The following is a 22,179-nucleotide window of genomic DNA, read 5'->3' on the forward strand; positions in this document are numbered from 1 at the left end:
CGGTAGTTCAGTTGGTTAGAATACCTGCCTGTCACGCAGGGGGTCGCGGGTTCGAGTCCCGTCCGTTCCGCCACTTATTAAGAGCCCTGAGCTAACGCTCAGGGCTTTTTCTTTGTCTGCAATTTAATTATTGCTGAATCCGCAAAAATCCTCTGCATTTTTCACTCTTTTTCTATAAAGAGCTTAAGCTCATAATCCTCTCAGTTAACGAACATAGTGATTAAAAAGAGGAATTCTATGACTATCCCTGCATTCGGTTTAGGTACTTTCCGCCTGAAAGACGACGTGGTTATCGCTTCTGTTAAAACGGCGCTTGAGCTAGGCTACCGTGCTGTCGACACTGCGCAAATCTATGATAATGAAGCGGCTGTTGGTCAGGCGATTGCCGAAAGCGGCGTACCGCGTAACGAGCTGTATATCACCACCAAGATTTGGATTGAAAATCTCAGCAAAGAAAAACTGATCCCAAGTCTGAAAGAAAGCCTGAAGAAGCTGCGTACAGATTATGTCGATCTGACGCTGATCCACTGGCCATCTCCAGGTGATGCGGTATCTGTTGAGGAATTCATGCAGGCGCTGCTCGAAGCAAAACAGCAGGGGCTGACTCGCGAAATTGGTATCTCAAACTTCACCATTCCGCTGATGGAAAAAGCCATTGCCGCAGTAGGTGCAGAGAACATTGCGACCAATCAGATTGAGCTGTCTCCGTATCTGCAGAGCCGTAAGGTGGTTGACTGGGCGAAAGCACAGGGCATCCACATCACCTCTTACATGACGCTGGCTTATGGTAAAGCGCTGAAAGATGAAGTGATTGCGCACATTGCCGCTAAACATAACGCGACCCCGGCGCAGGTTATTCTGGCATGGGCAATGGGGGAAGGTTACTCCGTAATTCCTTCTTCTACCAAACGTGAAAACCTGGCAAGCAACCTGCTGGCGCTGGAACTGCATCTGGATGCCGAAGATAAAAAAGCGATCGCGGCACTGGACTGCAACGATCGTCTGGTCAGCCCGGAAGGTCTGGCCCCTGATTGGGATTAATTGCCTGACCCTCTGTACCCATTAACCCTCTTTCACAGCTCCTTCGGGAGCTGTTCTTATATATTCACTTAAAAAGTCGATAAATGCCCGGATGCGCGTACTGACGGCACGATCGCTGTAATAAACTGCGCTAAAAGGCATCTCTACCGGCAGACGTTTATCTGCCAATAACTCCACCAGTTCACCCCGCGCGATCTCTTTATCTATCATATAATCTGAAAGACATGCGATGCCGTTGCCATTCAGGCAAAGCTGTTTTAGCGTTTCTCCACTGTTGGAAGAAATTCCGCACTCAACCTCATGCAGCTGTCCGTCGCTACAGGCAATCGGCCAGGTATTGAGTGAAACTGGTTCGGAAAACCCCAGACACAGATGCTGGTTTAACTCCTCGACGCTCTCTGGCTTGCCAAAACGGGCAATGTAGTCCGGTGAGGCAATAATCTTACGATAGCTGGTAAATAACGGACGCGCACGTAGACTCGAGTCAGTCAGTGTACCCGCTCGTATAGCAACATCCACTTTTCGTTCAATAAGATTGATGAACGTTTCTGAGGAGACGAGAGACAACGTCATCTCAGGATACCGCTCCCGGAACGGCTTGATTAGCGGCATCAGGAAATGCAACATCACCGGTGTTGCTGCGTCGATGCGCAGCAGGCCGCGCGGAGTATTACGCGACTCCATGATTTCAGTTTCTGCTGCAGCCATCTCTTGCAGTATCTGCTGCACCCGCCTGAAGTAGCGCTCTCCTTCTTCGGTCAGGCTTAGCTGTCGGGTCGTGCGATTAAGCAAACTGACGCCCAATTTCATCTCCAGCTTTTTTACTGCCCGGCTGACCGCGGAATTGGCTTGTCCAAGCTGTTCTGCCGCCCGGCTAAAGCTGCCGCTTTCCACTACCGCCACAAAAATTGCAAGTTCTTCGGAGGTTGCTTTCATTTTTGCACCTGAAGCAAAATTATATTGAGATTTTGAATATTTTTGTCATTAAAACATCCAGGCATACTGCGTGTCATCTGATTACTGATGTTACGGAGTTATTTATGCCTCTCGCTTTATTTGCACTAACAATAAGTGCCTTCGCTATAGGCACTACTGAGTTTGTGATTGTTGGTCTGGTGCCGACCATCGCTCAACAGCTGGCGATCTCGTTACCTTCAGCCGGGATGCTGGTTTCAATTTATGCGCTGGGTGTGGCAATTGGCGCGCCGGTACTGACCGCTCTGACCGGACGCCTGCCACGTAAACAGTTACTGGTTGCGCTGATGGTTCTGTTTACGGCGGGGAATTTGCTGGCATGGCAGGCACCCGGGTATATGACACTCATTGTTGCTCGTCTGCTGACTGGACTGGCACATGGCGTATTCTTCTCGATTGGTTCTACCATCGCGACAAGTCTGGTGCCAAAAGAGAAAGCGGCTTCCGCCATTGCCATTATGTTTGGTGGCTTAACGGTGGCGCTGGTCACCGGCGTGCCGCTGGGAACATTTATCGGTCAGCACTTTGGCTGGCGTGAGACTTTCCTCGCGGTATCAATGTTAGGCGTGATTGCACTGATCAGTAGCCAGTTACTGATCCCTGCCAACATTCCCGGTCGTGCAGCCGCCAGCATTCGCGACCAGGTGAAGGTGCTGACTCATCCCCGTCTGTTGCTGATTTACGCCGTTACGGCACTGGGCTACGGCGGTGTATTCACGGCATTCACCTTCCTTGCACCGATGATGCAGGATCTGGCGGGGTTCTCCCCGGCAGCAGTAAGCTGGATCTTACTGGGTTACGGTGTTTCAGTGGCTATCGGTAATATCTGGGGTGGTAAGCTGGCAGATAAGCATGGTGCGGTTCCTGCGCTGAAATTCATTTTCGCCGTGCTGTTTGTTCTGCTGATGGTCTTCCAACTGACGGCCTCCACGCAGTACGCCGCGCTGGCTACCATTCTGGTGATGGGGATCTTTGCCTTTGGTAACGTGCCGGGGTTGCAGGTCTACGTGGTACAGAAAGCGGAGCAATTTACGCCTAATGCTGTAGATGTGGCGTCAGGGTTAAACATTGCGGCGTTTAACATTGGGATTGCGCTGGGGTCAGTGATTGGCGGGCAAACGGTCGAGCATTATGGTTTAGCACAGACGCCGTGGATTGGCGCCCTCATTGTTCTGGTAGCTTTCCTGCTGATGGGGGTCAGCGGTCGTCTTGATAAACCCGTGCGTGTTGCTCTGGGGTAAATCATTGATGTAAGCGCCCACTTACAAAACAAACTGCAATTGTTCGTTGAAAGTGAGTGCTAAAATCCCTATAACAGAAGAACCAGTCCGGCTGCGGACTGGTTGACGTTACAGAGGTTTGAAAGTCTAAAGTGCGAAAAAACACCTATGCCATGCGTTATGTTGCCGGACAACCCGCCGAGCGGATTTTACCGCCGGGGTCGTTTGCGCATATTGGCCAGGCATTACCCGCAGGCGTTCCGTTAAGCAGTGAAGACCGCATTCGCGTGCTGGTATGGAATATTTTTAAACAGCAGCGCGCAGAATGGCAGTCGGTGCTGAAGAATTTTGGCAAAGATGCGCATCTGGTATTATTACAGGAAGCGCAAACCACGCCAGAACTGGTGCAGTTTGCGACCGCTAACTACCTTGCTGCCGATCAGGTTCCTGCCTTTGTGCTGCCTCAGCATCCCTCTGGCGTCATGACGCTCTCTGCTGCTCATCCTGTTTACTGTTGTCCATTGCGCGAGCGTGAGCCTATTTTACGGCTGGCGAAATCGGCTCTGGTAACGGTGTATCCGCTGCCTGACTCTCGATTATTAATGGTGGTGAATATCCACGCGGTTAACTTTAGCCTCGGCGTCGATGTTTATAGTAAGCAGTTACTTCCCATTGGCGATCAGATTGCTCATCACAGCGGTCCGGTTATTATGGCCGGCGATTTCAATGCCTGGAGCCGTCGACGGATGAATGCGCTGTACCGCTTTGCGCGAGAAATGTCGCTGCGCCAGGTACGTTTTACTGACGATCAGCGCCGGCGCGCGTTTGGTCGCCCTCTCGATTTTGTGTTCTATCGTGGTCTGAACGTGAGTGAAGCCTCTGTGCTGGTCACCCGTGCATCCGATCACAACCCGCTACTCGTTGAATTCAGTCCCGGCAAACCTGAACAATAACGGTGTGTCAGGTCTGCCGTAGGGCAGGCCTGTGATGGTTGCCCTTCCTATTTCACAACAACCGAAGGACAACACAATGACAACTCGCTCTCACCATGACAACGTCGAAAAACAGTTTGGCTCTCAGGCTAATGCCTATTTAACCAGTGCGGTGCACGCCTCTGGCCGTGACTTGCTGCGTCTGGGGGAAAGGTTGTCGGCATTTCCGCAGGCCCGTGTGTTGGATATGGGATGTGGAGCGGGGCATGCCAGCTTTGTAGCCGCGCAACACGTAAAGCAGGTTGTGGCTTATGATTTATCGTCGCAGATGCTTGAGGTGGTCGCTGAGGCGGCAAAAGACAGAGGCCTGGAGAATGTCGCCACACGCCAGGGTTATGCCGAAAGTCTGCCATTTGAAGATAGCGAATTTGACGTGGTGATTAGCCGCTATTCTGCGCATCACTGGCATGATGTCGGACGCGCGCTGCGGGAAGTGAACCGCGTTCTGAAGCCCGGTGGTGTATTGATTGTGATGGATGTGATGTCGCCAGGCCACCCAGTACGTGATATCTGGTTGCAAACCGTGGAGGCGTTACGCGATACCTCGCACGTTCGTAACTATTCCAGTGGAGAGTGGCTGTCGTTAATCAACGATGCCAATTTGATTGCCGATACTTTGTTAACCGATCGCCTGCCGCTGGAGTTCAGTTCGTGGGTCGCGAGGATGCGCACGCCCGCGGCGTTGAGCGACGCGATTCGTGCATACCAACAAAGTGCTTCTGCAGACGTGAAAGCCTACTTTGCGTTACAGGAAGATGGCTCGTTTATCAGCGACACGATAATGGTTGAGGCACATAAAGCGGGATAAATAAAAAAGGCACTGGGGGGAATCCAGTGCCTTCATTTCTACAATGCTATCAGGAGTCCGGCATACCGTTGTTTTTCACAAACAACGTGAGCTGATCGCCTGGCTGTAGATTGTCCGTATCGTTGTTCCAGCGCATGACATCTTTGATGTTAACCCCGTGACGTTTGGCAATGCTCGACAGCGAGTCGCCTTTACGCACACGATAGGTGATGCTATCGCTGTTGTTCGCCAGACGCTGTGCGCTGGTACCCGCACCCACCGTCAGGTTTTGACCCACTTTCAGGGATGACCCGCGCAGGTTATTCCACTGCTTAAGGTCATTGGTGCTCACGCCAAGGCGTGACGCGACGCCAGAAAGCGTATCGCCAGAGCGAACTTTGTAGCTACGACTGTTCAGCGGCGTGTTATCCGCGACCAGCGTTGACTGCACGGCTGCAATTTCGCCTGAAGCCAGAGACTCACGCAGCTTCTCTGCATGCTTCTTTGGCACCATCACATATTGCGGGCCGCTGGCACCCAATGTGGAGCCTTTCACGCCTGCATTGAAGGTCTTCAGCTTGCTGACGGAAATACCCGCCATATCAGCAACCTGAGCCATCTCAACCGGGCTACTCAGGCGAACACGTGCCAACGCGCGGCTTTCGTCTGTTGTTGGCAGACGTACGCCATAGCGTTTGCTGTTTTTGAGTATATCGCTCAATGCCAGCATTTTAGGCACGTATAGCTTCGTTTCCTGAGGCAATGGCAACGACCAGAAGTCAGTGGGTTTACCACGAGCTTTGTTCGTTTTGATTGCCTTCATGACACGACCTTCACCGCTATTATAAGCAGCAACGGTCAGCAGCCAGTCGCCATCAAACATCTTGTTCAGACGCTGCATCATGTCCAGCGCGGCGGTGGTGGAAGCCACAACGTCGCGACGTGCATCATAACTGCGGGTCTGTTTTAAACCATAATTGCGCCCCGTGCTCGGAATGATCTGCCAAATACCTGCGGCATTGGCGCCAGACGTTGCGTGAGGATCAAAAGCGCTCTCCACTATGGGTAGTAGTACCAGTTCCATAGGCATGTTACGTTTCTTAACCTGCCCGGCTATCCAGTACATATACGGCTCTGCCCGTAAAGTTACATCGTGGAGATAGCTCTTATTGCGTAAATACTTCTGTTTCTGTTCGCGAATCCGGCTGTTTTCCGGAATTCCCATCTTTAGCTCGTCACCAATGAAAGCCCACAAATCTTGATCAGCAGCGATAGATGTTCCGTCGTCCATCCATCGCGCCTGACTTGTAAACTTTCCTGCTTCCCCTTGACCAGCTGCAGAAAGGCTCTGTGCGTGTTGTTGGACGTTACCAGTATTCTGGCACCCAACAAGCAGGACAGAGGCGAGTAATATCGCTTTTGCCTTCATGTGTGTGTCAATAGTTGCTTAAAAGACGACCGATCATAACGGCGAAGTTTTCAAAAGGCAACCCGGAATTGTCAGAACGTATCTTTCTTTGACCTTAACCAGGCAAAACGCTCTTCAGGTTGTTTCAATATTGTTTCTTTGTTGATTTCATTAATTAAATCAATATCTTCCGTTCTCAAAAAAAGATTATTTCGCCGCTCATTTTTCAGAATTACGGGTAGTGTCATTTGTTTTTTTACGCGTAACTCATTAACTTTACGATAATATTCATTTATGAACGAATCGTGCGGGAGAATGCTTAAGGCAAACTTCATGTTTGCTAATGTGTACTCATGTGCGCAACAAATTAATGTATCGTCAGGAAGTTCGTTTATTTTATTAAGTGATTGATACATTTGAGTTGCTGTACCTTCGAAAAGTCGACCGCAACCGCCAGAAAAGAGCGTGTCACCACAAAATAAGTAAGGATGGCTAAAGTAACAGATATGTCCTAAAGTGTGACCAGGAGTAGCAATTACCCTAAATTCATGCCCCAAAACGAGTGCAATATCGCCATCTTCGACTACGTGTGTCGTTCCCTTATCTTGCGTTTCAGCCGGTCCGTATACCACTATTTGTGGGAAATGTTGCAGGAGTTCTTTCACTCCACCAACGTGATCCTGATGATGGTGGGTTAGCAGAATGGCTTCCGGCACCCAGTTATGCTCTGCAATGGCTTTCAAAACAGGAGCCGCTTCACCCGGGTCCACAATCAGACAATGCTGGTCATTATTTGACAGGACCCAGATGTAATTGTCCTGAAATGCAGGAATACTGTTAAGATTCATAGATTACCTCTCAATGCGTAACGGAAGGTTGTGATGAAACCGGCAAGGATCCCCCAAACTGTCGTAGCGCCCGTTAGCTGGGATGATTTGCCCTGGGGCGAACACTATCGTGAGGCGCTGGAGCATCAGCTTAACCCGTGGTTTGCAAAAATGTACGGTTTTCATCTGCTTAAGGTTGGTAATTTAAGCGCAGAAATCGATTCTGAAGCGTGCGCGGTTTCTCATCAGGTAAATGTTTCTTTGCAGGGATCTCCCATGCAGGTGACGGCCGATCCTTTGCATCTTCCCTTTGCCGATAAGTCCGTGGATGTCTGTTTATTGGCCCATACGTTACCGTGGTGCTCCGATCCGCATCGCCTACTGCGTGAAGCCGATCGCGTGTTGATTGATGACGGCTGGTTGATTCTGAGCGGTTTTAACCCGGTAAGCTTGATGGGATTGCGTAAACTGGTGCCCGTATTGCGCAAGACATCGCCCTATAACAGTCGGATGTTTACCCTCATGCGTCAACTGGACTGGCTATCATTACTGAATTTTGAAGTGCTGCACTATAGTCGTTTTCATGTTCTGCCCTGGAACAAGAAGGGCGGGAAAATGTTAAGCGCCCATATCCCCGCGCTGGGCTGTTTACAGCTGGTGGTTGCGCGCAAGCGAACCATTCCGCTTACGCTCAACCCGATGAAACAAAATAAAAGCAAAACGCCTATCCGTCATGCCGTTGGCGCGACCCGGCAATACCGTAAACCGGACGCTTAAGCCTCAGTCTGATACCCAATATCATCCTGAGTCGGGCTCATGGCCGCGGTGCGCGCAAGCTCATCGCAGCGTTCGTTTTCCGGATGGCCCGCATGGCCTTTAACCCATTCCCATTTGATTTGATGCGGCCCCAGCGCGGCATCGAGACGTTTCCACAGATCGACGTTCTTCACCGGTTTTTTATCTGCTGTTTTCCAGCCGCGCTTCTTCCAGTTGTGGATCCACTGCGTAATGCCTTGGCGCACATACTGGCTGTCCGTGCTGAGTATCACTTCACACTGTTCTTTCAGGGCTTCCAGCGCAACGATTGCCGCCATCAGCTCCATGCGATTATTAGTGGTGAGGTTGTAGCCCTCGCTAAAGGTTTTTTCGCGCCCGCGATAGCGTAAAATCGCCCCATAACCACCAGGCCCTGGATTTCCCAGGCAAGAACCATCGGTGAAAATTTCTACCTGTTTAAGCATCTCTGGTAGACTTCCTGTTTTAGCAAATCGAAATCAAACGATAAGTCTGACATAAATGACCGTTATGAGCACTGGAATTACACGACAGATCGTCCTCGATACCGAAACCACCGGTATGAACCAGATTGGCGCCCACTATGAAGGCCACAAGATCATTGAGATCGGTGCGGTTGAAGTGGTGAACCGCCGCCTGACCGGCAATAACTTCCACGTTTACCTGAAGCCGGATCGGCTGGTGGACCCGGAAGCGTTCGGCGTACACGGAATCGCAGACGAATTCCTGCTCGATAAACCTACGTTTGCCGATGTAGCCGACGAGTTTCTCGACTACATTCGCGGCGCGGAGCTGGTCATTCATAACGCATCGTTCGATATCGGCTTTATGGATTACGAATTCGCGAAGCTCAAGCGTGATATTCCGAAGACGAATGAATTTTGCAAAATAACCGATAGCCTGGCGCTGGCGAGGAAAATGTTTCCTGGCAAGCGAAACAGCCTTGATGCGTTATGCTCGCGCTATGAGATAGACAACAGTAAACGAACCCTGCACGGCGCATTGCTCGATGCCCAGATTCTGGCCGACGTTTATCTGATGATGACCGGCGGGCAGACCACGATGGCGTTCTCAATGGAAGGCGACAGCCAGCAGCAGAATGACACGGGGATTCAGCGTATTGTGCGACAGTCCAGCAAACTACGCGTTGTTTTCGCTACTGATGAAGAGTTAGCGGCCCATGAGTCACGCCTTGACCTGGTGCAGAAGAAAGGCGGAAGTTGCCTCTGGCGGGCATAGTTTGTACGTTTACCGTATGAAAATGGCCATTCGGGTGATTTTTGCAGCAAACGATTAAAAACGTGAGAAAAAGCGTTGACGAGGCGCGAGGCAATCCGTAATATTCGCTTCGTTCCCAAGCGGAACACAACGCGGAGTGGTAGTTCAGTTGGTTAGAATACCTGCCTGTCACGCAGGGGGTCGCGGGTTCGAGTCCCGTCCATTCCGCCACTATTCAGAAAGCCTGAATCAGAAATGATTCAGGCTTTCGTCGTTTTAGCCCGCCCAAAAATAATAATCTCATTATCACGCTTTATCGACCGCGCCCGAGCTTTCGGGTGGGCAACACATCAGGTCATCCTTAACCCGACGCATATCCAGAAGGCGATTAACTCGCGAAGTGATTCATCACGCAGGCGAAGCGGGGTGAGAAGTTATCGCCAATAAGAACCGTTTCCTCATTCAGGTGCTTTAGCATATACAGCTTGTCGGCACGTTCGTAAGCGTCGAAGAAGAGATAGTCGACAGCGTCCGTTGCGTCATCATCGGGGGATTTTTCCCGACCATCGGGAGTGAGCATAAAAACGCCTGCGGTATGGCCGAGTGGACGGGCATAGCGAAAGAACAGTTTTCGGTTAACAGCGAACTCGCCGTCGTCACTTTTGAGTTTCCCCTGGACTGACAATGAAAGGTGTCCGGAGTTGTAGCTGGTTATCAGCATTATTCCGTGGAGTTCCTTTTTTGTATTCTGGATGTCGAGTATCGACGTGAATTCCGAGGAGCAGGAAAAACTGATTTCTTGTTTTTTCGCATTCCCGGCGATAATAAAAAAAGCGATAGCCGCTAGCCCAAAAATGGCAATCACGACTGACCATAGTAAAGGAGAGTGATCGCTTTCCTGCTTCATATCATTCCTCATGATGGCGATACTGGCTGATGCAATGGTAATAGCCGAGGTTTAGCCCGCATTCAGCGGCAAACGACCACTCAACCAGATTATGGTTGCTCGCCCAGGTATTGAGATACAGATCTTTTGGGTACGAACAGTTGGGGTTAATACCCACGGACTTGAAAATATCCAGCGCTTTTTTTTCGGTTATGGTGTCGGTGAGGGCGTTTCCTAATATATGCACACGGCATTGCTCGTAGTCGATAGTCCGCAGGATCGCCGCGTCCGTCATCGCGATTTCATTGGGTATCCATGTTAACCACGCTGTCGCCAGCACGGCGATGCCGGTAATTAACGTTGTTATCGTGACAGGCCACAGGTTTCGTTTCTTTTTCCTGGGCGTCAATGCAACATTGACTATTCTGGTGGGCGCTTGCGATTCCTCCAGTTGCTGAATATTGATACTGGCGTCGCTCATCCGAAATCCTATTCGCGGAATGGTGACGATCAGTTCTGCAGGATGGCCCGTAGACGTTATTGCTTTGCGCAGAAATGAAATGTGCTGATTGAGATTAGCATCCGTCGCTCTGGCGCCATTATGCTGGAAAACATTCCGCAGAATTTCATCGCGCGAGGATATCTCTTTACCATTTTGCAACAGATAGAGCAGTAATTGTGTTGCCACATTATTCAATGTGGCCATTTCACCAGATGCCAGGTCTTTTAGGGTATTTTTATGTGGTCTGAAAACTAAGCCTTCACCAATAATTACGGATTTAATTTTGTTTATTGGTATATGAGAAATCACTGATGTCTCCTTTAAAGCAGGATATCTCGCATTCGAGTGGGGGAAGCAATAGCATAACATAATTCATTTATAAAAAATGATTGTGCCATAGATCGCTTTATTAATATTTATATAACAATCTCTTAATATATCTAATAGAATCCTCCAATCTCCTTCCTCTCTTTCACTATCTTATTGTCATTACTCGCTTTTGATGCCCAATTTCATTTTTACAAAACATTCATAAATACATTTTGCCTGTTCTTCTGGCTAAATAAAAAAATAGTTGATAGATAAAAACTCTATAAAGATTATAAATAATAGACATTAACACTGGTGTCGGCGTGTTTTTTGGCTATTTTTTAGGTAAACGATCGCTCTACAGACAGTGTTACAACACGATTCCCTGAGTTTGATTAATACCGGATTTTTGCATTGTGTCATTTTTTCGTCGACTTAATATAAGCCCCGAAACAGCGTAAACAACTGTGGGCGGTATTTCGGATGGAATACCAATGAAGTTCAAAATACAGGGTGGCTTGAGATGGATTGTTTGCAAGGAAATGCACTTCCGCCACCTGCAGATCAGGGTTTCCCTTGCATAAATTGTCTGTGGAAATAGATCGTCGGAATAACCAAAAAACAGATATAAGGTTAAGTAGTAATATGAAAATGAAAAACGTGGCTGTGGCTTGTGCGCTGATGGCGGGAATGTCTTTTACTGCATCTTCTGCTTTCGCTGCAAAAAATGTTGAACCGACTAACGGTAAAATTCACTTCACTGGTTCTCTGGTTAATTCCGCATGCGGTCTGGCCCCAGAATCCAGCCCGGTGCAGGTTAATTTTGGTGAGATCCCAACTTCTCAGTTAAAAGACAACCAACGTGCTGGTGTTAAGCATGCCAAAATCGTTCTGCAGGGCTGCGATACAACTGTTGCGAAAACCGCCACAGTAACCTACACCCCGGCAACGATTGATACCGACAACAATGCGCTGGCTGCATTTACCTCGGGTACAGCAAAGGGCGCGGGCATCGGTATGATTGACAGTGGTAACCAGGATGTGAAATGGGGCGAAGCCGCATCTCAGGTCAACATTACCGATGGCGAAACCGACATTGATTTCGTTGCTTATCTGCAGGCCAACAATGCATCCGCAGCCGTAACCCCGGGTGACTTCGAATCTACCGTTAATTTCCAGATCGATTATCAGTAACGATCTGCTGCGGGCGCAATTATGCGCCTGCTTAACCCTTCCTGCGAATAACTGAAAGGAAATGCGGTGATGCCTGGATGGCGTATTTTACTGCTTTTTATCTTCATATCGCCTGCATGGGTTTTGGCTGACACCCATCGTCTTGTCAGTACGCCCGGCAAAATGCGCATGCGGGGAAATATTATTGAGGCTGCCTGTTATGTCGATCCACGCGACCGGTCGCTGCTGGTTGAATTTGATGACCTCTCAGCCAGAGATATTTCCGGAAAACCTGAAAAAGTATCTGCGCATGATTTCAGCATTCATTTGCTGGGATGTTCATTAGGGGATTCTCAACACCCCGGGAATCTGTTCCAACGCGCCAATATTACCTTTTCCGGCGCACCGGATAGTGACAATCCTGATTATCTGAGCGTGCAATCGGAAACTGAAAATTTAGCGATAGAAATATATGACGGCAAAGGCAAGCAAATTCATTTGGGTGAGCCATCACCGGATTATGCGCTTAACCCAGGGAAAAACACGCTCAATTTTACGGCTTATTTGATCTCCCGCGACGGAAGAATGACGTCTGGTGAATTTACTGCAGTCACGCATTTTGTTGTGAATTATCTCTGAGCTACACAGCAATTCGGGTATCTGAAGGTTTGCGAACGAAAATGATCACGCTGAAAACAGATAAAAAACGTCTGGCGCTTTTAATTGCTCTGGTCTGTGCCTCTTCATGGGCTGAAGCGGATGAGTCTATTGAATTTAATACTGACGTCCTGGATGCCAGTGACAGACAAAATGTCGATTTACAGCGTTTTTCCGAAGGCAACTTTGTGACTCCCGGAGAATATCTGCTGGATGTTCGTATTAACAGCCAGGAGATTCCTCAGCAGTCGATCCGTTATATCGTTGATCCTGCCAACTCGCATAAATCCATGGCGTGCCTGACGCCGCAACAGCTCGAATTACTGGCGCTCAAAGAAGAGGCGCTGACCTATATTCATCCGATTAGCGCGACCTGCTATGACATTTCCCGCCTGCCGGGTGTGGTGCTGAATAATAGCGCAGGCGTACTGGACATTACCGTGCCTCAGGCATGGATGAAATATACCGATCCAGACTGGACGCCGCCGGAGCGCTGGGATAACGGCGTCGCGGGACTGATTTTCGACTACAGCGTTTCGGGCCAGGCCACACATTACGAACAAGGTGGCGATCATTACCGCTCACTGTCTGGTTATGGACAGACGGGCTTTAACCTCGGCGCGTGGCGCTTTCGTGGTCAGTATCAGGCCAATTATGCTTCGGATGAAAATCGTGGGCGTATCGACTGGGATCAGATCTATGCCTATCGCCCGTTACCTATGCAGGCTGCAAAACTGACGGTCGGTGAAATATATCTGAATTCCCAGGTGTTTGATTCAGTGCGATTTACCGGGGCTAACCTTGCCAGCGACGAGCGCATGCTACCACCGAATTTGCAGGGCTACGCGCCCGAAGTGCACGGCATCGCCCGCAGTAATGCGAAGGTCACCGTCAGTCAGCAGGGGCGTGTTATCTATCAAACCACCGTTCCTGCGGGGCCATTTAATATTCAGGATCTACACGGCTCGGTACGCGGCACGCTGGATGTTCGTGTCGAAGAGCAGGATGGCAGCGTACAAACCTTTCAGGTCAATACGGCAGATATCCCTTACCTGACGCGCCCGGGCTATGTTCGTTACAACGCCGCTGTCGGTAAGCCATCGCGTTATAACCACGACGTCCAGGGACCTGCATTTTATAGCGGTGATTTTTCATGGGGGGTCAGCAATGCGTGGTCACTGTACGGTGGCGCGTTGCTCACTGGCGATCGCTATAACGCCTGGTCGATGGGGATTGGGCGGGATTTGAGCTGGCTGGGCGCGCTGTCGGCTGATGCGACGCAATCCGTGAGCCGGGTGAAGCATCAGGCTGAACAAAAAGGGATGTCCTTTAAGCTCAGCTATGCCAAAACCTTTGATGAATACAACAGCGCCATCACCTTTGCCGGTTACCGTTTTTCACAGCGTAACTTCCGCACCTTCTCGCAGTTCCTCGACGAGCAGTATGAAAATAACAACAGCGCCGGCAACGAAAAAGAGATGTACACCATCACCGGTAACAAGACCTTTTTTGCTGACGACCCGCAATTAGCGACCACGCTGTATCTGACCTATACCCACCAGAATTACTGGGATCGTGGCTCTCAGGATCGTTACGGGGTGTCGATGGGACACAGCTTTTCGTTCGCAGGCATTCAGGGGATCAGCGCCAACCTTGCCGCTTACCGCTCTGAGTATCAGGGCAAACGGGACGACAGCCTTTCGCTGTCCATTTCGGTGCCATGGAGCGATGGCCGCTCAATGGATTATGAAGTGCAAAACAGCGGCAGCCAGACCAGTCAGATGGTTTCGTATTCCGATAACCGCGACCGTAACAATCCATGGCGACTGCGCGCAGGGGTTTCCGGTGAAGGGCACACCGCGTTTGATGGCTACTACAAGCATCGCAGCATGATGGCGGAACTGGAATCTAACGTCAGCTGGCAGCAATCACGCTATTTCTCCGTTGGTGGCACGATGCGCGGCGGCTTTACCGCAACGCGCCATGGCGCGGCGCTACACAACAGCCAGGCGTCGATGAATACCGCCAGGGTGATGGTTGATACCGACGGTGTGGCGAATGTACCGCTGAACGGCGAACAGGCGCACTCAAACCGCTTCGGTATTGCCGTCGTACCGGACGTCGTCAGCTATCACAGCTTTGATACCCGTATCGATGTGGATGCAATGGACGAGGACATTTCCGCGACCAAAGCCATCGTCACCAACACCCTGACGGAAGGCGCGATTGGTTATCAGCGCTTCGCCGTGGCGCAGGGGCAAAAAATGATGGCGCTGCTGCGCCTGAAAGATGGTTCGGTACCGCCGTTTGGTGCCGAAGTGTTTAACGCCAACGGTGTCAGCGTCGCCATGGTGATGGAAAACGGCATGGCCTGGATTGCGGGTGTGAATCCAGCCGAGCGTCTTTCTGTTGCCTGGGGCGGTCGCGCGCAGTGTCACTTACAGGTGCCGCAACAAATCAACCCGGAAGGTAACGTGCTGTTGCCTTGTGAATAATATCAATAACCTGAATGAATTTTGTCATGAAAAATCAAGCATTTTACTCCGTGCAGCGTTGGCTCAAACCCGTGGTCTGCGGTCTGCTTTTTATTGCAGAGATCAACGCCTCATGGGCGGGCATTGCACTTGACCGTACCCGTCTGATTATCACCGGTGATGCGCGATCTGTCAGTGCGAACTTAACCAACACCAGTCCGAGCATTCCGTTTCTGGCTCAGTCGTGGGTGGAAGACGCCAATGGAACAAAAATTACCTCGCCGTTGATGGTTTTACCGCCGCTACAACGGATTAACGGCAGGCAAAAGGGCATTGCGCGTGTGACAAAAACCAGCGGTATTAACGCTTTGCCGCAGGATCGCGAAAGTCTGTTCTACCTGAACGTGCGTGAAATTCCGCCCAAGCCGGATAAGCCGAACGTGCTGCAACTGGCGATGCAGTCGCGCATCAAACTGTTCTACCGTCCGACCGCCATCGTGCCGGAAACACCGGGCGCCGTGTGGCAAAACCAACTGGTCTTTCATAAGCAGGGGCAGCGCTGGAGTGTGGATAACCCAACGCCGTACTTCGTTACCTTAATCGGCTTAAGCCGCAAGCCTGAAGCGCAGGGCGGCGACAGGCTGACTGACTTCCCTGGGATTATGGTTTCACCAAAGTCCTCTCTCGATTTCAGCGTGGCCGACGGCAGCGTTAGCCAGTTCAGCATGATGTATGTGAACGATTTTGGCGGTCATCCCGAATTGAAATTCAGCTGCACAGGCAATGTGTGTAAAGCATTGCCGATGGAGCAACAGCCCCGGTAACAGGATTCGTAAATGAAAAAGATGCTTTGCGCTCTGCTGATGGCGGGCATGGCCTGCTCGGTTCAGGCCACAAGCGGTCGCCAGGATATGAGCAATGTGTCCGGCGAGTATGGCAACGTCCGCTTTCATGGTCGGGTGTTCGTTTCGCCGTGCGTGCTGGATATGGCCTCCCGCGATCAGACTATCGATCTTGGTGATATTTCCGCCAGCCGATTTCGCCAGGGCGGCGATCGCAGCGATCCGGTATTGGTCACGCTGTATCTGAATGGCTGTTTAAAGGGCTCCGGTCATACCTTAAGGGATTTCCCTGGGCAGACCAGTGAGATGCCTGAGCTTGCGCACAGCACGGTGGAGCGTGGTGTTTCGATGACGCTAATGGCTGAAGGCGCACCGGAAAACAGCGATTTGGGGCGTATTCGTGGCGATGTTCGCGGCGCGGGCATCCGACTACTGACTGAACGTAATCAGTTAATCCACCTGAACCAACCGCAACGCATGTGGATCCTCAAACCGGGCGATAACGCCATTCATTTTCTTGCCGCGCTGGAATCTTTTGGGCGAGAGGTGACCGCCGGAGAATTTAACGGTCTGGTCAGACTTAAGCTGGAGTATCTATGAGCGTATTACGTAAAACGCTGTTGTGGTTGGTGCTGGCAGGTTGTCCGTTGGCCGGGCAGGCATTTACACAGGGAGAAGGTGAGCCGGAAGGTGGGTCGCCGCATCAGTACGATATTGAACTGAGCTCGCTGGATGTCAGTAAAAACCACGTGGGTGGCAGAACGGAGCCGTTCCCATGGAATCTGGGCGGCTGGTATGTGGTGAATTTCTATTGCGAACAGGCTGACATCTCCCGAGCACCAATTTACTACACCACCACAACCACGATGCCGCCTTCAAATCAGGGGGCGAACCGTTTTCGGCTAAACGAGTATCTGGATGTGGAAGTTCAGGTGTGGGTTGCTGGGGGCTATAAAAAATATGTGCAGGCGCCTTTTACCAACGTTTCAAACCGCAACAGCAACAACAGCTGTAAAAAGCGTAAGGGCTACACGCGAGCGACTAACGTTGAAAGTGGTTCAAAAGGGAAAGTGACGTTTATTGTCACTAAACCCATTATAAATGGCATCAATATCACTTCCCAGTCGCTGGTGGAGGTGGCCGGGCGCATGGGAAGCGCGGGACCTACGCCAACCACGGCGATTTCTCGCGTGGTGATTAAATCCGGGCTGATTACCGTCCCGGACAAATGCACCTTCAACCGGGGAGACAAAATCAGCATTGAGTTTGGCGATCTGCCTGGATCCGCTGCCCGGCTCAACGGCACTAACTACAGCAAGTCAGTCCCTATACATGTGGTCTGTGAAGGCGGGAGTTTCGATCAGGGCGCGCTGAACATTAATCTTGGTATACAAACGACCACGGCGTCAGGCACGGCGGGGTTTAACGGTAATCTCCTTGGCACGCTGAGCGGCGGACAAAAGCGCGACGATCTCGGCATTATGCTTAAAGACGAGAGTGGTGGCACCGTCGTGCCCAATCAATTCTACAACGTGAAGGGATTTTACCAGAATCAGGGCGACTGGAATCTCACCGCCGCGCCGGTGGCAAAGCCGGGCGTGGGAAGCGTGAAAGAAGGTGAATTTGAAGCCTCTGCCACCGTTGTCGCGCAGTTTCAGTAGGGGGATGTCATGAGATTCTCGGCGTTATTCGCGACCAGTATGTTACTGCTAGGTGGCATGGCGCAGGCCGACACCAAACTGGTCGGCGGCGATATGTATTTTCACGGCACCATCAGAGCCCTGGCCTGCAGCCTTGCACCGGGAGGCGACAAAATCGAGGTCGATTTCAAGCAAATCGCGACACAGGATCTCTATCTCTCGGGGCGCAGTAAGCCGGAAAAATTCAGCATCCAGTTACGCGACTGCAACCCTGAGGTTTTCCGTGGGATCTCGGTTACCTTCAGCGGTCGTGAGGATGCGGAGCTGACCGATCATCTGGCGCTGGATAGCAGTGAACAAGGCGGCGCGTCAGGGATCGGGATTGGGATGAGCGAAGAAGACGGCACGGCAATCCGCCTTGATGAGAGCACGTCAGTTAAAGAGATAACAGAAGGCTCGATGACGCTGAATTTCTTGGCGTGGGTCGCAGCGGAGCCATCGGCGATAAAAAATCAGTCTCTCGAATACGGTCCGTTCAGCGCCAGCGGGACCTGGACGTTGAACTACCAGTAGCATGATGAACGTACTGAATCGCATTGCGCCGCTGCCTGCGCAGAAATTATTGCTCGGTATTAGTCTGTTTTTCTGGTGTGGGGCCATGCATCTCTACTGGCCGAACAACGGCGGCAGCGGTCTGTCGTTGCCGCTTAATATTACGAGCTGGATCTACGCTGTTGTACTGGCTGCAAGCGTATTGATGCTGGTGCCTCGTCAACGCTGGCGCATCACTGTGCCCGCTGCGGGTTTTACAGTCGGGGCGTTCATCCTGACGTTGCTTTGCCTGCTAACGCCTGATGTCTGGCAGGCCGAGGCACTGCTGGTGGCGGGGGCGTTACTGGGCGGTGTGAGCGTCTATCTGGTCACATTACAAATTCCGCTCACGGCAAACACCTTAACGGCACTGCTGGCTCTGCTATGGGGAGCGTGCGTCATTGAATGTCTGGCGTTTGTCTATCAGTACTGGCATTTGCCGGGCGTTGAATACTGGGAGTTTGCCTGGCGGCGCGGTACGCGACCCTACGGGATATTTCAGCAGGTCAACCTGATAGCCAGCTTCACGGCATGCGGTGTGCTGCTGTCAGCGCCGCTCTTTTTACGTCTGCACCGCGGGTATCGAATTGCCATTGGGATAGGCCTGGTAATGATGGGATTTGTGCTGCATGAATCTCAGTCGCAAACCGGCTACCTGTCTCTGGTAATCGGTGAAGTGCTGCTGCTGGCGGTTTTCCCGGCGCAACGGCGCACGCTGCTGCTGCTTCTACTGCCGCTGGCGTTAGGCGTAGCGATAGGGGCTACGGCCCGCCATTTTTTGTCTGTGGTCACGGTCGATCATCTGACGACTTCTCAAGTGCGCTGGACGGTGTTGAAAACGTCGCTGGCATTATTTGCCGAACGTCCGTGGATGGGGTGGGGCGTGGGCAGTTTTGCTGCCGTGTTTCTCGAACGCGCGGGGCCATTGGGGCTGGGCAGCATTTCGCATCCGCACAACGAACTGGTGCTGTGGTTGGTGGAGGGCGGTCTGGTTGGGCTTGCGGGGGCACTCTGTTTTATAGCGGGTGGTTTATGGCTCTGGCTGCACGGTAATTGCTGGCGTCGCGCCTGCCTGGTGGCGGCACTGCCGGTGGTTATTCATATGTTGACGGAATACCCCGTTAGGCAGTCAACGCCACACTGGCTGCTGTTGATCCTGTTGCTTCGATGTGCAGACAGCGCGCGAACGGGAATACGCCTGGCGCTTACGTCGACGTCGCTGATTCGCGCGGCAGGGTTTATCTCGTTACTGACCGTCGCGCCATTGCTGCTTCTCACGCTGCACACGCAACAGCAATTGACGCTGGCGGAGAGGCAGTCAACGCAGTGGCATCTTGCCGAACAGCTCCCTGTAGGAGGCTGGCTTCTTACCAGTCGCTATCGGTTTGATGTCCAGATGGGGTATCTGCAACGGTATCAGCGTACCCGGGACGCACGTTGGCTGGAAGCGGTTCGCCGCTGGGCGCCTGACTATGTGCGCGTTCACCCAGACCCTAATGTCTCCTTCACGCAAATCTTACTGGCGTTGCAACAGCGCGACCTGGTCGAGGCGCATCGTCTGGCGACGCGCTTTTGCCTGATATACCCAAACGATCGCCGTATCCCGTGGCTGCAGAATGCACGACGTCCTTTTAATAAAATAATGGAATGATATGAACAGATTCAGTGAACAGGCCCGTTATGTGCCAGAACTTCCCCGCAACGCCGAACTGCTGCGGATCACCGGGATCCGTTTGCAGCGCATTCATTTTTTTGATGACGCATCGCTGGATGTCTGTGAGGTGTTAAGTCAGGTACGCACACCGCTCCCACTGGATTTGTTTTTCAAGCACCTTTCCATCACGGCAAAACAGCAGCTTTTTCTATGGCAAATGCAGCGGGTGCTGGCCCTCTCTGGAAGCTATTCGCTGAATTTATCCGTCAGGATGCTGACCAGTCTGTCATGGATCACACGTCTCACAAAGCAGGTGCATCAGGGGAGGATTGTTATTGAAATTCAGGATCCGGGCTCCATGATGCGCCTGGATAAGGCAGAGCAGCAGGCCGTATGCATTGCCGTAAAAATGCTGGTGCGTCACGGGTTTCGCGTGTGGCTGGATGATGTTTCGCCTGAGCTATTTTTTGTCTGGCGGCTGTCGGGCATCCGTTTCGATGCCATCAAAATTGAAAGCGGAATGTTTCATCAGTTCAGAACATCGGAGTGGCAGTTGAGAGTTCTGGTCAATCAATTTCGTGGGCTGGGTGAACGGGTTGTCATTGAGGGAGTTGAAACACCACAGGATTATGCCATTTGCCGTATGAGCGGCGCAGATGCTGTACAGGGCTTTCTGTTTGAGCAGGAAATTTTACCGAAAAGCCTGAATCATTGCTGACTCAGGCTCTGACAATTACTCGCTCAGCGTCTGTGCGATATCTTTTTGCACCTGCTGGCGCTGTTCTGGGGTCAGCACTTTGTTCAGGTCAAAATAGTATTTTACGCGATAATAACGCGCCTGCTGTTCGATGTTGCTGAACGCGGAAAGCTGTTTCTGAACGGCAGCTTCATCCCATTTCCCGGACTTGATGACGTCAATCAACGCGCCGTCTTTAACATCTTTCACCGAAATCTGGCTTACGTTGGTTTCAAGCTGCTGGTGCAGTTTTTTAATCTGCGCCACCTGGTCGTTGGTCAGCTTAAGATGCTGAACGACCGGGTCCTGAGCTGGAGTAGGAACATTGGATACGTTTGCTGCAAGCGTACTAAAAGAAGCGCCCGCTAAGGTAGCCGCCAGCAAAGTCATGCGTAAGAAGTTCTTCATTATTGAAATCCTGATAAGGAAATTATCGACATTGTCTGCCACTCGCTGGTTACGAGTGATTATCCTTTGCAGAATACGATGCTCACCGCATGTCGCCACGCGAATTTGTTTTGCGGTTGGTTACGGAGTGAAACAATCCCGCCACAAGAAACGTAGTGCAGCGGGAGTGAAGGCGGTAGTTATAGCGTGAACGGGTCGGCGTCCTGCCAGGCGGGAAACTTCTCGCGATACTCGCGCAGCGCTGAGAGTGACAGTTCGGCGTCAATGCGTGTGGCCTGATGCGGCTCGGCGGTGGCAATAATCTCACCCTGCGGATTAATCACCCGGCTGTCACCGCGATAATGATGGCCGTTACCGTCTGTGCCCACGCGGTTACATCCTGCTACATAAGCCTGGTTCTCAATCGCCCGTGCGGCAAGCAGAAGCTGCCAGTGCAGCGAACGCGGCGCAGGCCAATTGGCAACATACAACGCCAGGTCGTAATCGTTGCGATTACGCGACCATACCGGAAAACGCAGGTCATAACAGACCAACGGCAGAATGCGCCAGCCGCGCCATTCAACAATAACGCGCGCGTCACCTGCATGGTAATGCTGATGCTCGTCCGCCATGCGGAACAGATGGCGCTTGTCGTAGAAATGCACATTACCTTCGGGCTCAACCAGAAAAAAGCGGTTTACCGGGCCGCGTTCAGACTGGATAGCAGAGCTGCCCGCGATCAGGGCGTTGGTCTGTTGCGCCTTGACGCGCATCCAGCTTACGACCTCTTCCTGCGGCAACGATTTATTTGCCGCTTCCATGGCAAATCCGCTGGTAAACATCTCGGGCAACACGATGACATCACGTCCGGCGACGGTTTCCAGTTGTCGGTCAAAATGGCGCAGGTTGGCCGGGCCATCCATCCAGATCAAGGGTTGTTGCAGCAGAGTAATTTTCAAACCAGGCACGATCGAGGCTCCTCGTTGAACAACATTTTGACACTGTAGCATGAGCATTAATGAAAATGTGGCAATAAAAAGCCCCGCATTAAGCGGGGCTAAACGT

General features: G+C 51.5%; 22 protein-coding genes, 1 tRNA gene and 1 pseudogene. 16 read left to right on the forward strand and 8 right to left on the reverse strand.

The window, feature by feature from the left end:
- Positions 1–237: 237 nt before the first annotated feature.
- Positions 238–1,041, forward strand: coding sequence for a 2,5-didehydrogluconate reductase DkgB (dkgB, locus tag OGX97_RS14980; protein ID WP_008783767.1), 804 nt, complete (start codon positions 238–240; stop codon positions 1,039–1,041).
- Positions 1,042–1,062: 21 nt separating this feature from the next.
- Here dkgB and yafC read toward each other — a convergent pair whose 3' ends face one another.
- Entirely contained in the window at positions 1,063–1,977 is a 915-nt protein-coding gene (gene yafC / locus OGX97_RS14985; protein ID WP_008783768.1) for a DNA-binding transcriptional regulator YafC, read from the reverse strand.
- Between the two features lie 104 nt (positions 1,978–2,081).
- Between yafC and OGX97_RS14990 the strand changes: the two genes are divergently transcribed.
- The 3 genes from OGX97_RS14990 to OGX97_RS15000 all read left to right on the forward strand — a co-directional run bounded on the left by OGX97_RS14990 (position 2,082) and on the right by OGX97_RS15000 (position 5,036).
- The gene (locus tag OGX97_RS14990) at positions 2,082–3,257 is read left to right on the forward strand and encodes an MFS transporter (RefSeq protein ID WP_008783769.1); all 1,176 of its coding nucleotides are present in this window, start codon (positions 2,082–2,084) and stop codon (positions 3,255–3,257) included.
- Positions 3,258–3,388: 131 nt separating this feature from the next.
- Positions 3,389–4,189, forward strand: coding sequence for an endonuclease/exonuclease/phosphatase family protein (locus tag OGX97_RS14995; protein WP_008783770.1), 801 nt, complete (start codon positions 3,389–3,391; stop codon positions 4,187–4,189).
- A gap of 76 nt (positions 4,190–4,265) precedes the next feature.
- Positions 4,266–5,036, forward strand: a complete 771-nt coding sequence (locus OGX97_RS15000; RefSeq protein ID WP_191215139.1) for a class I SAM-dependent methyltransferase — start codon at positions 4,266–4,268, stop codon at positions 5,034–5,036.
- A 49-nt stretch (positions 5,037–5,085) separates the two neighbouring features.
- Here the strand turns inward: OGX97_RS15000 and mltD are convergent, their stop codons facing one another.
- Entirely contained in the window at positions 5,086–6,444 is a 1,359-nt protein-coding gene (gene mltD / locus OGX97_RS15005; protein ID WP_048236093.1) for a murein transglycosylase D, read from the reverse strand.
- A gap of 71 nt (positions 6,445–6,515) precedes the next feature.
- Positions 6,516–7,271 carry a hydroxyacylglutathione hydrolase gene (gene gloB, locus OGX97_RS15010; RefSeq protein WP_279850350.1) on the reverse strand — a complete coding sequence of 252 codons (756 nt, stop codon included), beginning with the start codon at positions 7,269–7,271 and terminating at the stop codon, positions 6,516–6,518.
- Between the two features lie 33 nt (positions 7,272–7,304).
- Between gloB and OGX97_RS15015 the strand changes: the two genes are divergently transcribed.
- Positions 7,305–8,027 (forward strand): class I SAM-dependent methyltransferase, encoded by a 723-nt coding sequence (locus OGX97_RS15015; protein WP_048214878.1) that lies wholly within the window; start codon positions 7,305–7,307, stop codon positions 8,025–8,027.
- Here the strand turns inward: OGX97_RS15015 and rnhA are convergent.
- A pseudogene (rnhA, locus tag OGX97_RS15020) lies at positions 8,024–8,602 on the reverse strand (ribonuclease HI). The gene OGX97_RS15015 and the pseudogene rnhA sit on opposite strands and share 4 nt — an antisense overlap.
- Between rnhA and dnaQ the strand changes: the two are divergent.
- Together dnaQ and OGX97_RS15030 are read left to right on the forward strand one after the other, a co-directional pair.
- The gene (gene dnaQ / locus OGX97_RS15025) at positions 8,556–9,284 is read left to right on the forward strand and encodes a DNA polymerase III subunit epsilon (protein WP_095533177.1); all 729 of its coding nucleotides are present in this window, start codon (positions 8,556–8,558) and stop codon (positions 9,282–9,284) included. The pseudogene rnhA and the gene dnaQ sit on opposite strands and share 47 nt — an antisense overlap.
- 133 nt (positions 9,285–9,417) lie before the next feature.
- Positions 9,418–9,494: transfer RNA gene (locus OGX97_RS15030), tRNA-Asp, on the forward strand.
- A 157-nt stretch (positions 9,495–9,651) separates the two neighbouring features.
- Here the strand turns inward: OGX97_RS15030 and OGX97_RS15035 are convergent.
- Positions 9,652–10,170 (reverse strand): hypothetical protein, encoded by a 519-nt coding sequence (locus OGX97_RS15035; protein ID WP_003830806.1) that lies wholly within the window; start codon positions 10,168–10,170, stop codon positions 9,652–9,654.
- 1 nt (position 10,171) lies between these two features.
- Positions 10,172–10,960: a winged helix-turn-helix domain-containing protein gene (locus OGX97_RS15040; protein ID WP_020996613.1), complete on the reverse strand. Its 789-nt coding sequence runs from the start codon at positions 10,958–10,960 to the stop codon at positions 10,172–10,174.
- Between the two features lie 645 nt (positions 10,961–11,605).
- Here OGX97_RS15040 and OGX97_RS15045 point away from each other — a divergent pair.
- From OGX97_RS15045 to OGX97_RS15085, 9 genes are all read left to right on the forward strand, one after another.
- Positions 11,606–12,154, forward strand: coding sequence for a fimbrial protein (locus tag OGX97_RS15045; protein ID WP_048236091.1), 549 nt, complete (start codon positions 11,606–11,608; stop codon positions 12,152–12,154).
- Between the two features lie 69 nt (positions 12,155–12,223).
- The gene (locus OGX97_RS15050) at positions 12,224–12,772 is read left to right on the forward strand and encodes a fimbrial protein (RefSeq protein ID WP_020996612.1); all 549 of its coding nucleotides are present in this window, start codon (positions 12,224–12,226) and stop codon (positions 12,770–12,772) included.
- A 41-nt stretch (positions 12,773–12,813) separates the two neighbouring features.
- Positions 12,814–15,285, forward strand: coding sequence for a fimbria/pilus outer membrane usher protein (locus OGX97_RS15055; RefSeq protein WP_079935333.1), 2,472 nt, complete (start codon positions 12,814–12,816; stop codon positions 15,283–15,285).
- A 26-nt stretch (positions 15,286–15,311) separates the two neighbouring features.
- Positions 15,312–16,088: a fimbrial biogenesis chaperone gene (locus OGX97_RS15060; protein ID WP_424953244.1), complete on the forward strand. Its 777-nt coding sequence runs from the start codon at positions 15,312–15,314 to the stop codon at positions 16,086–16,088.
- Positions 16,089–16,100: 12 nt separating this feature from the next.
- Positions 16,101–16,706: a fimbrial protein gene (locus OGX97_RS15065; RefSeq protein ID WP_048214874.1), complete on the forward strand. Its 606-nt coding sequence runs from the start codon at positions 16,101–16,103 to the stop codon at positions 16,704–16,706.
- Entirely contained in the window at positions 16,703–17,767 is a 1,065-nt protein-coding gene (locus tag OGX97_RS15070) for a fimbrial protein (RefSeq protein WP_057068865.1), read from the forward strand. The genes OGX97_RS15065 and OGX97_RS15070 overlap by 4 nt, the downstream gene beginning before the upstream one ends.
- Positions 17,768–17,776: 9 nt before the next feature.
- Positions 17,777–18,319: a fimbrial protein gene (locus tag OGX97_RS15075; RefSeq protein WP_003830815.1), complete on the forward strand. Its 543-nt coding sequence runs from the start codon at positions 17,777–17,779 to the stop codon at positions 18,317–18,319.
- A 1-nt stretch (position 18,320) separates the two neighbouring features.
- Entirely contained in the window at positions 18,321–19,988 is a 1,668-nt protein-coding gene (locus OGX97_RS15080) for an O-antigen ligase family protein (protein ID WP_279850353.1), read from the forward strand.
- A gap of 1 nt (position 19,989) precedes the next feature.
- Positions 19,990–20,709, forward strand: a complete 720-nt coding sequence (locus OGX97_RS15085; RefSeq protein WP_208744666.1) for an EAL domain-containing protein — start codon at positions 19,990–19,992, stop codon at positions 20,707–20,709.
- 15 nt (positions 20,710–20,724) lie between these two features.
- Here the strand turns inward: OGX97_RS15085 and OGX97_RS15090 are convergent, their stop codons facing one another.
- Positions 20,725–21,135, reverse strand: coding sequence for a Spy/CpxP family protein refolding chaperone (locus tag OGX97_RS15090; protein ID WP_279850354.1), 411 nt, complete (start codon positions 21,133–21,135; stop codon positions 20,725–20,727).
- Between the two features lie 179 nt (positions 21,136–21,314).
- Positions 21,315–22,082 carry an amidohydrolase gene (locus OGX97_RS15095; protein WP_279850355.1) on the reverse strand — a complete coding sequence of 256 codons (768 nt, stop codon included), beginning with the start codon at positions 22,080–22,082 and terminating at the stop codon, positions 21,315–21,317.
- Positions 22,083–22,179 lie beyond the last annotated feature (97 nt).

Origin of the sequence: Citrobacter sp. Cpo061 (assembly GCF_030332845.1) — a bacterium.
Lineage (GTDB): Bacteria > Pseudomonadota > Gammaproteobacteria > Enterobacterales > Enterobacteriaceae > Citrobacter > Citrobacter portucalensis.

Coding starts and splice junctions, on each gene's coding strand:
- dkgB (WP_008783767.1), top strand. CDS start 238: ATGACTATCCCTGCATTCGGTTTAGGTACTTTCCGCCTGAAAGACGAC.
- yafC (WP_008783768.1), bottom strand. CDS start 1,977: ATGAAAGCAACCTCCGAAGAACTTGCAATTTTTGTGGCGGTAGTGGAA.
- OGX97_RS14990 (WP_008783769.1), top strand. CDS start 2,082: ATGCCTCTCGCTTTATTTGCACTAACAATAAGTGCCTTCGCTATAGGC.
- OGX97_RS15000 (WP_191215139.1), top strand. CDS start 4,266: ATGACAACTCGCTCTCACCATGACAACGTCGAAAAACAGTTTGGCTCT.
- mltD (WP_048236093.1), bottom strand. CDS start 6,444: ATGAAGGCAAAAGCGATATTACTCGCCTCTGTCCTGCTTGTTGGGTGC.
- gloB (WP_279850350.1), bottom strand. CDS start 7,271: ATGAATCTTAACAGTATTCCTGCATTTCAGGACAATTACATCTGGGTC.
- OGX97_RS15015 (WP_048214878.1), top strand. CDS start 7,305: ATGAAACCGGCAAGGATCCCCCAAACTGTCGTAGCGCCCGTTAGCTGG.
- dnaQ (WP_095533177.1), top strand. CDS start 8,556: ATGAGCACTGGAATTACACGACAGATCGTCCTCGATACCGAAACCACC.
- OGX97_RS15035 (WP_003830806.1), bottom strand. CDS start 10,170: ATGAAGCAGGAAAGCGATCACTCTCCTTTACTATGGTCAGTCGTGATT.
- OGX97_RS15045 (WP_048236091.1), top strand. CDS start 11,606: ATGAAAATGAAAAACGTGGCTGTGGCTTGTGCGCTGATGGCGGGAATG.
- OGX97_RS15050 (WP_020996612.1), top strand. CDS start 12,224: ATGCCTGGATGGCGTATTTTACTGCTTTTTATCTTCATATCGCCTGCA.
- OGX97_RS15055 (WP_079935333.1), top strand. CDS start 12,814: ATGATCACGCTGAAAACAGATAAAAAACGTCTGGCGCTTTTAATTGCT.
- OGX97_RS15060 (WP_424953244.1), top strand. CDS start 15,312: ATGAAAAATCAAGCATTTTACTCCGTGCAGCGTTGGCTCAAACCCGTG.
- OGX97_RS15065 (WP_048214874.1), top strand. CDS start 16,101: ATGAAAAAGATGCTTTGCGCTCTGCTGATGGCGGGCATGGCCTGCTCG.
- OGX97_RS15070 (WP_057068865.1), top strand. CDS start 16,703: ATGAGCGTATTACGTAAAACGCTGTTGTGGTTGGTGCTGGCAGGTTGT.
- OGX97_RS15075 (WP_003830815.1), top strand. CDS start 17,777: ATGAGATTCTCGGCGTTATTCGCGACCAGTATGTTACTGCTAGGTGGC.
- OGX97_RS15080 (WP_279850353.1), top strand. CDS start 18,321: ATGATGAACGTACTGAATCGCATTGCGCCGCTGCCTGCGCAGAAATTA.
- OGX97_RS15085 (WP_208744666.1), top strand. CDS start 19,990: ATGAACAGATTCAGTGAACAGGCCCGTTATGTGCCAGAACTTCCCCGC.
- OGX97_RS15090 (WP_279850354.1), bottom strand. CDS start 21,135: ATGAAGAACTTCTTACGCATGACTTTGCTGGCGGCTACCTTAGCGGGC.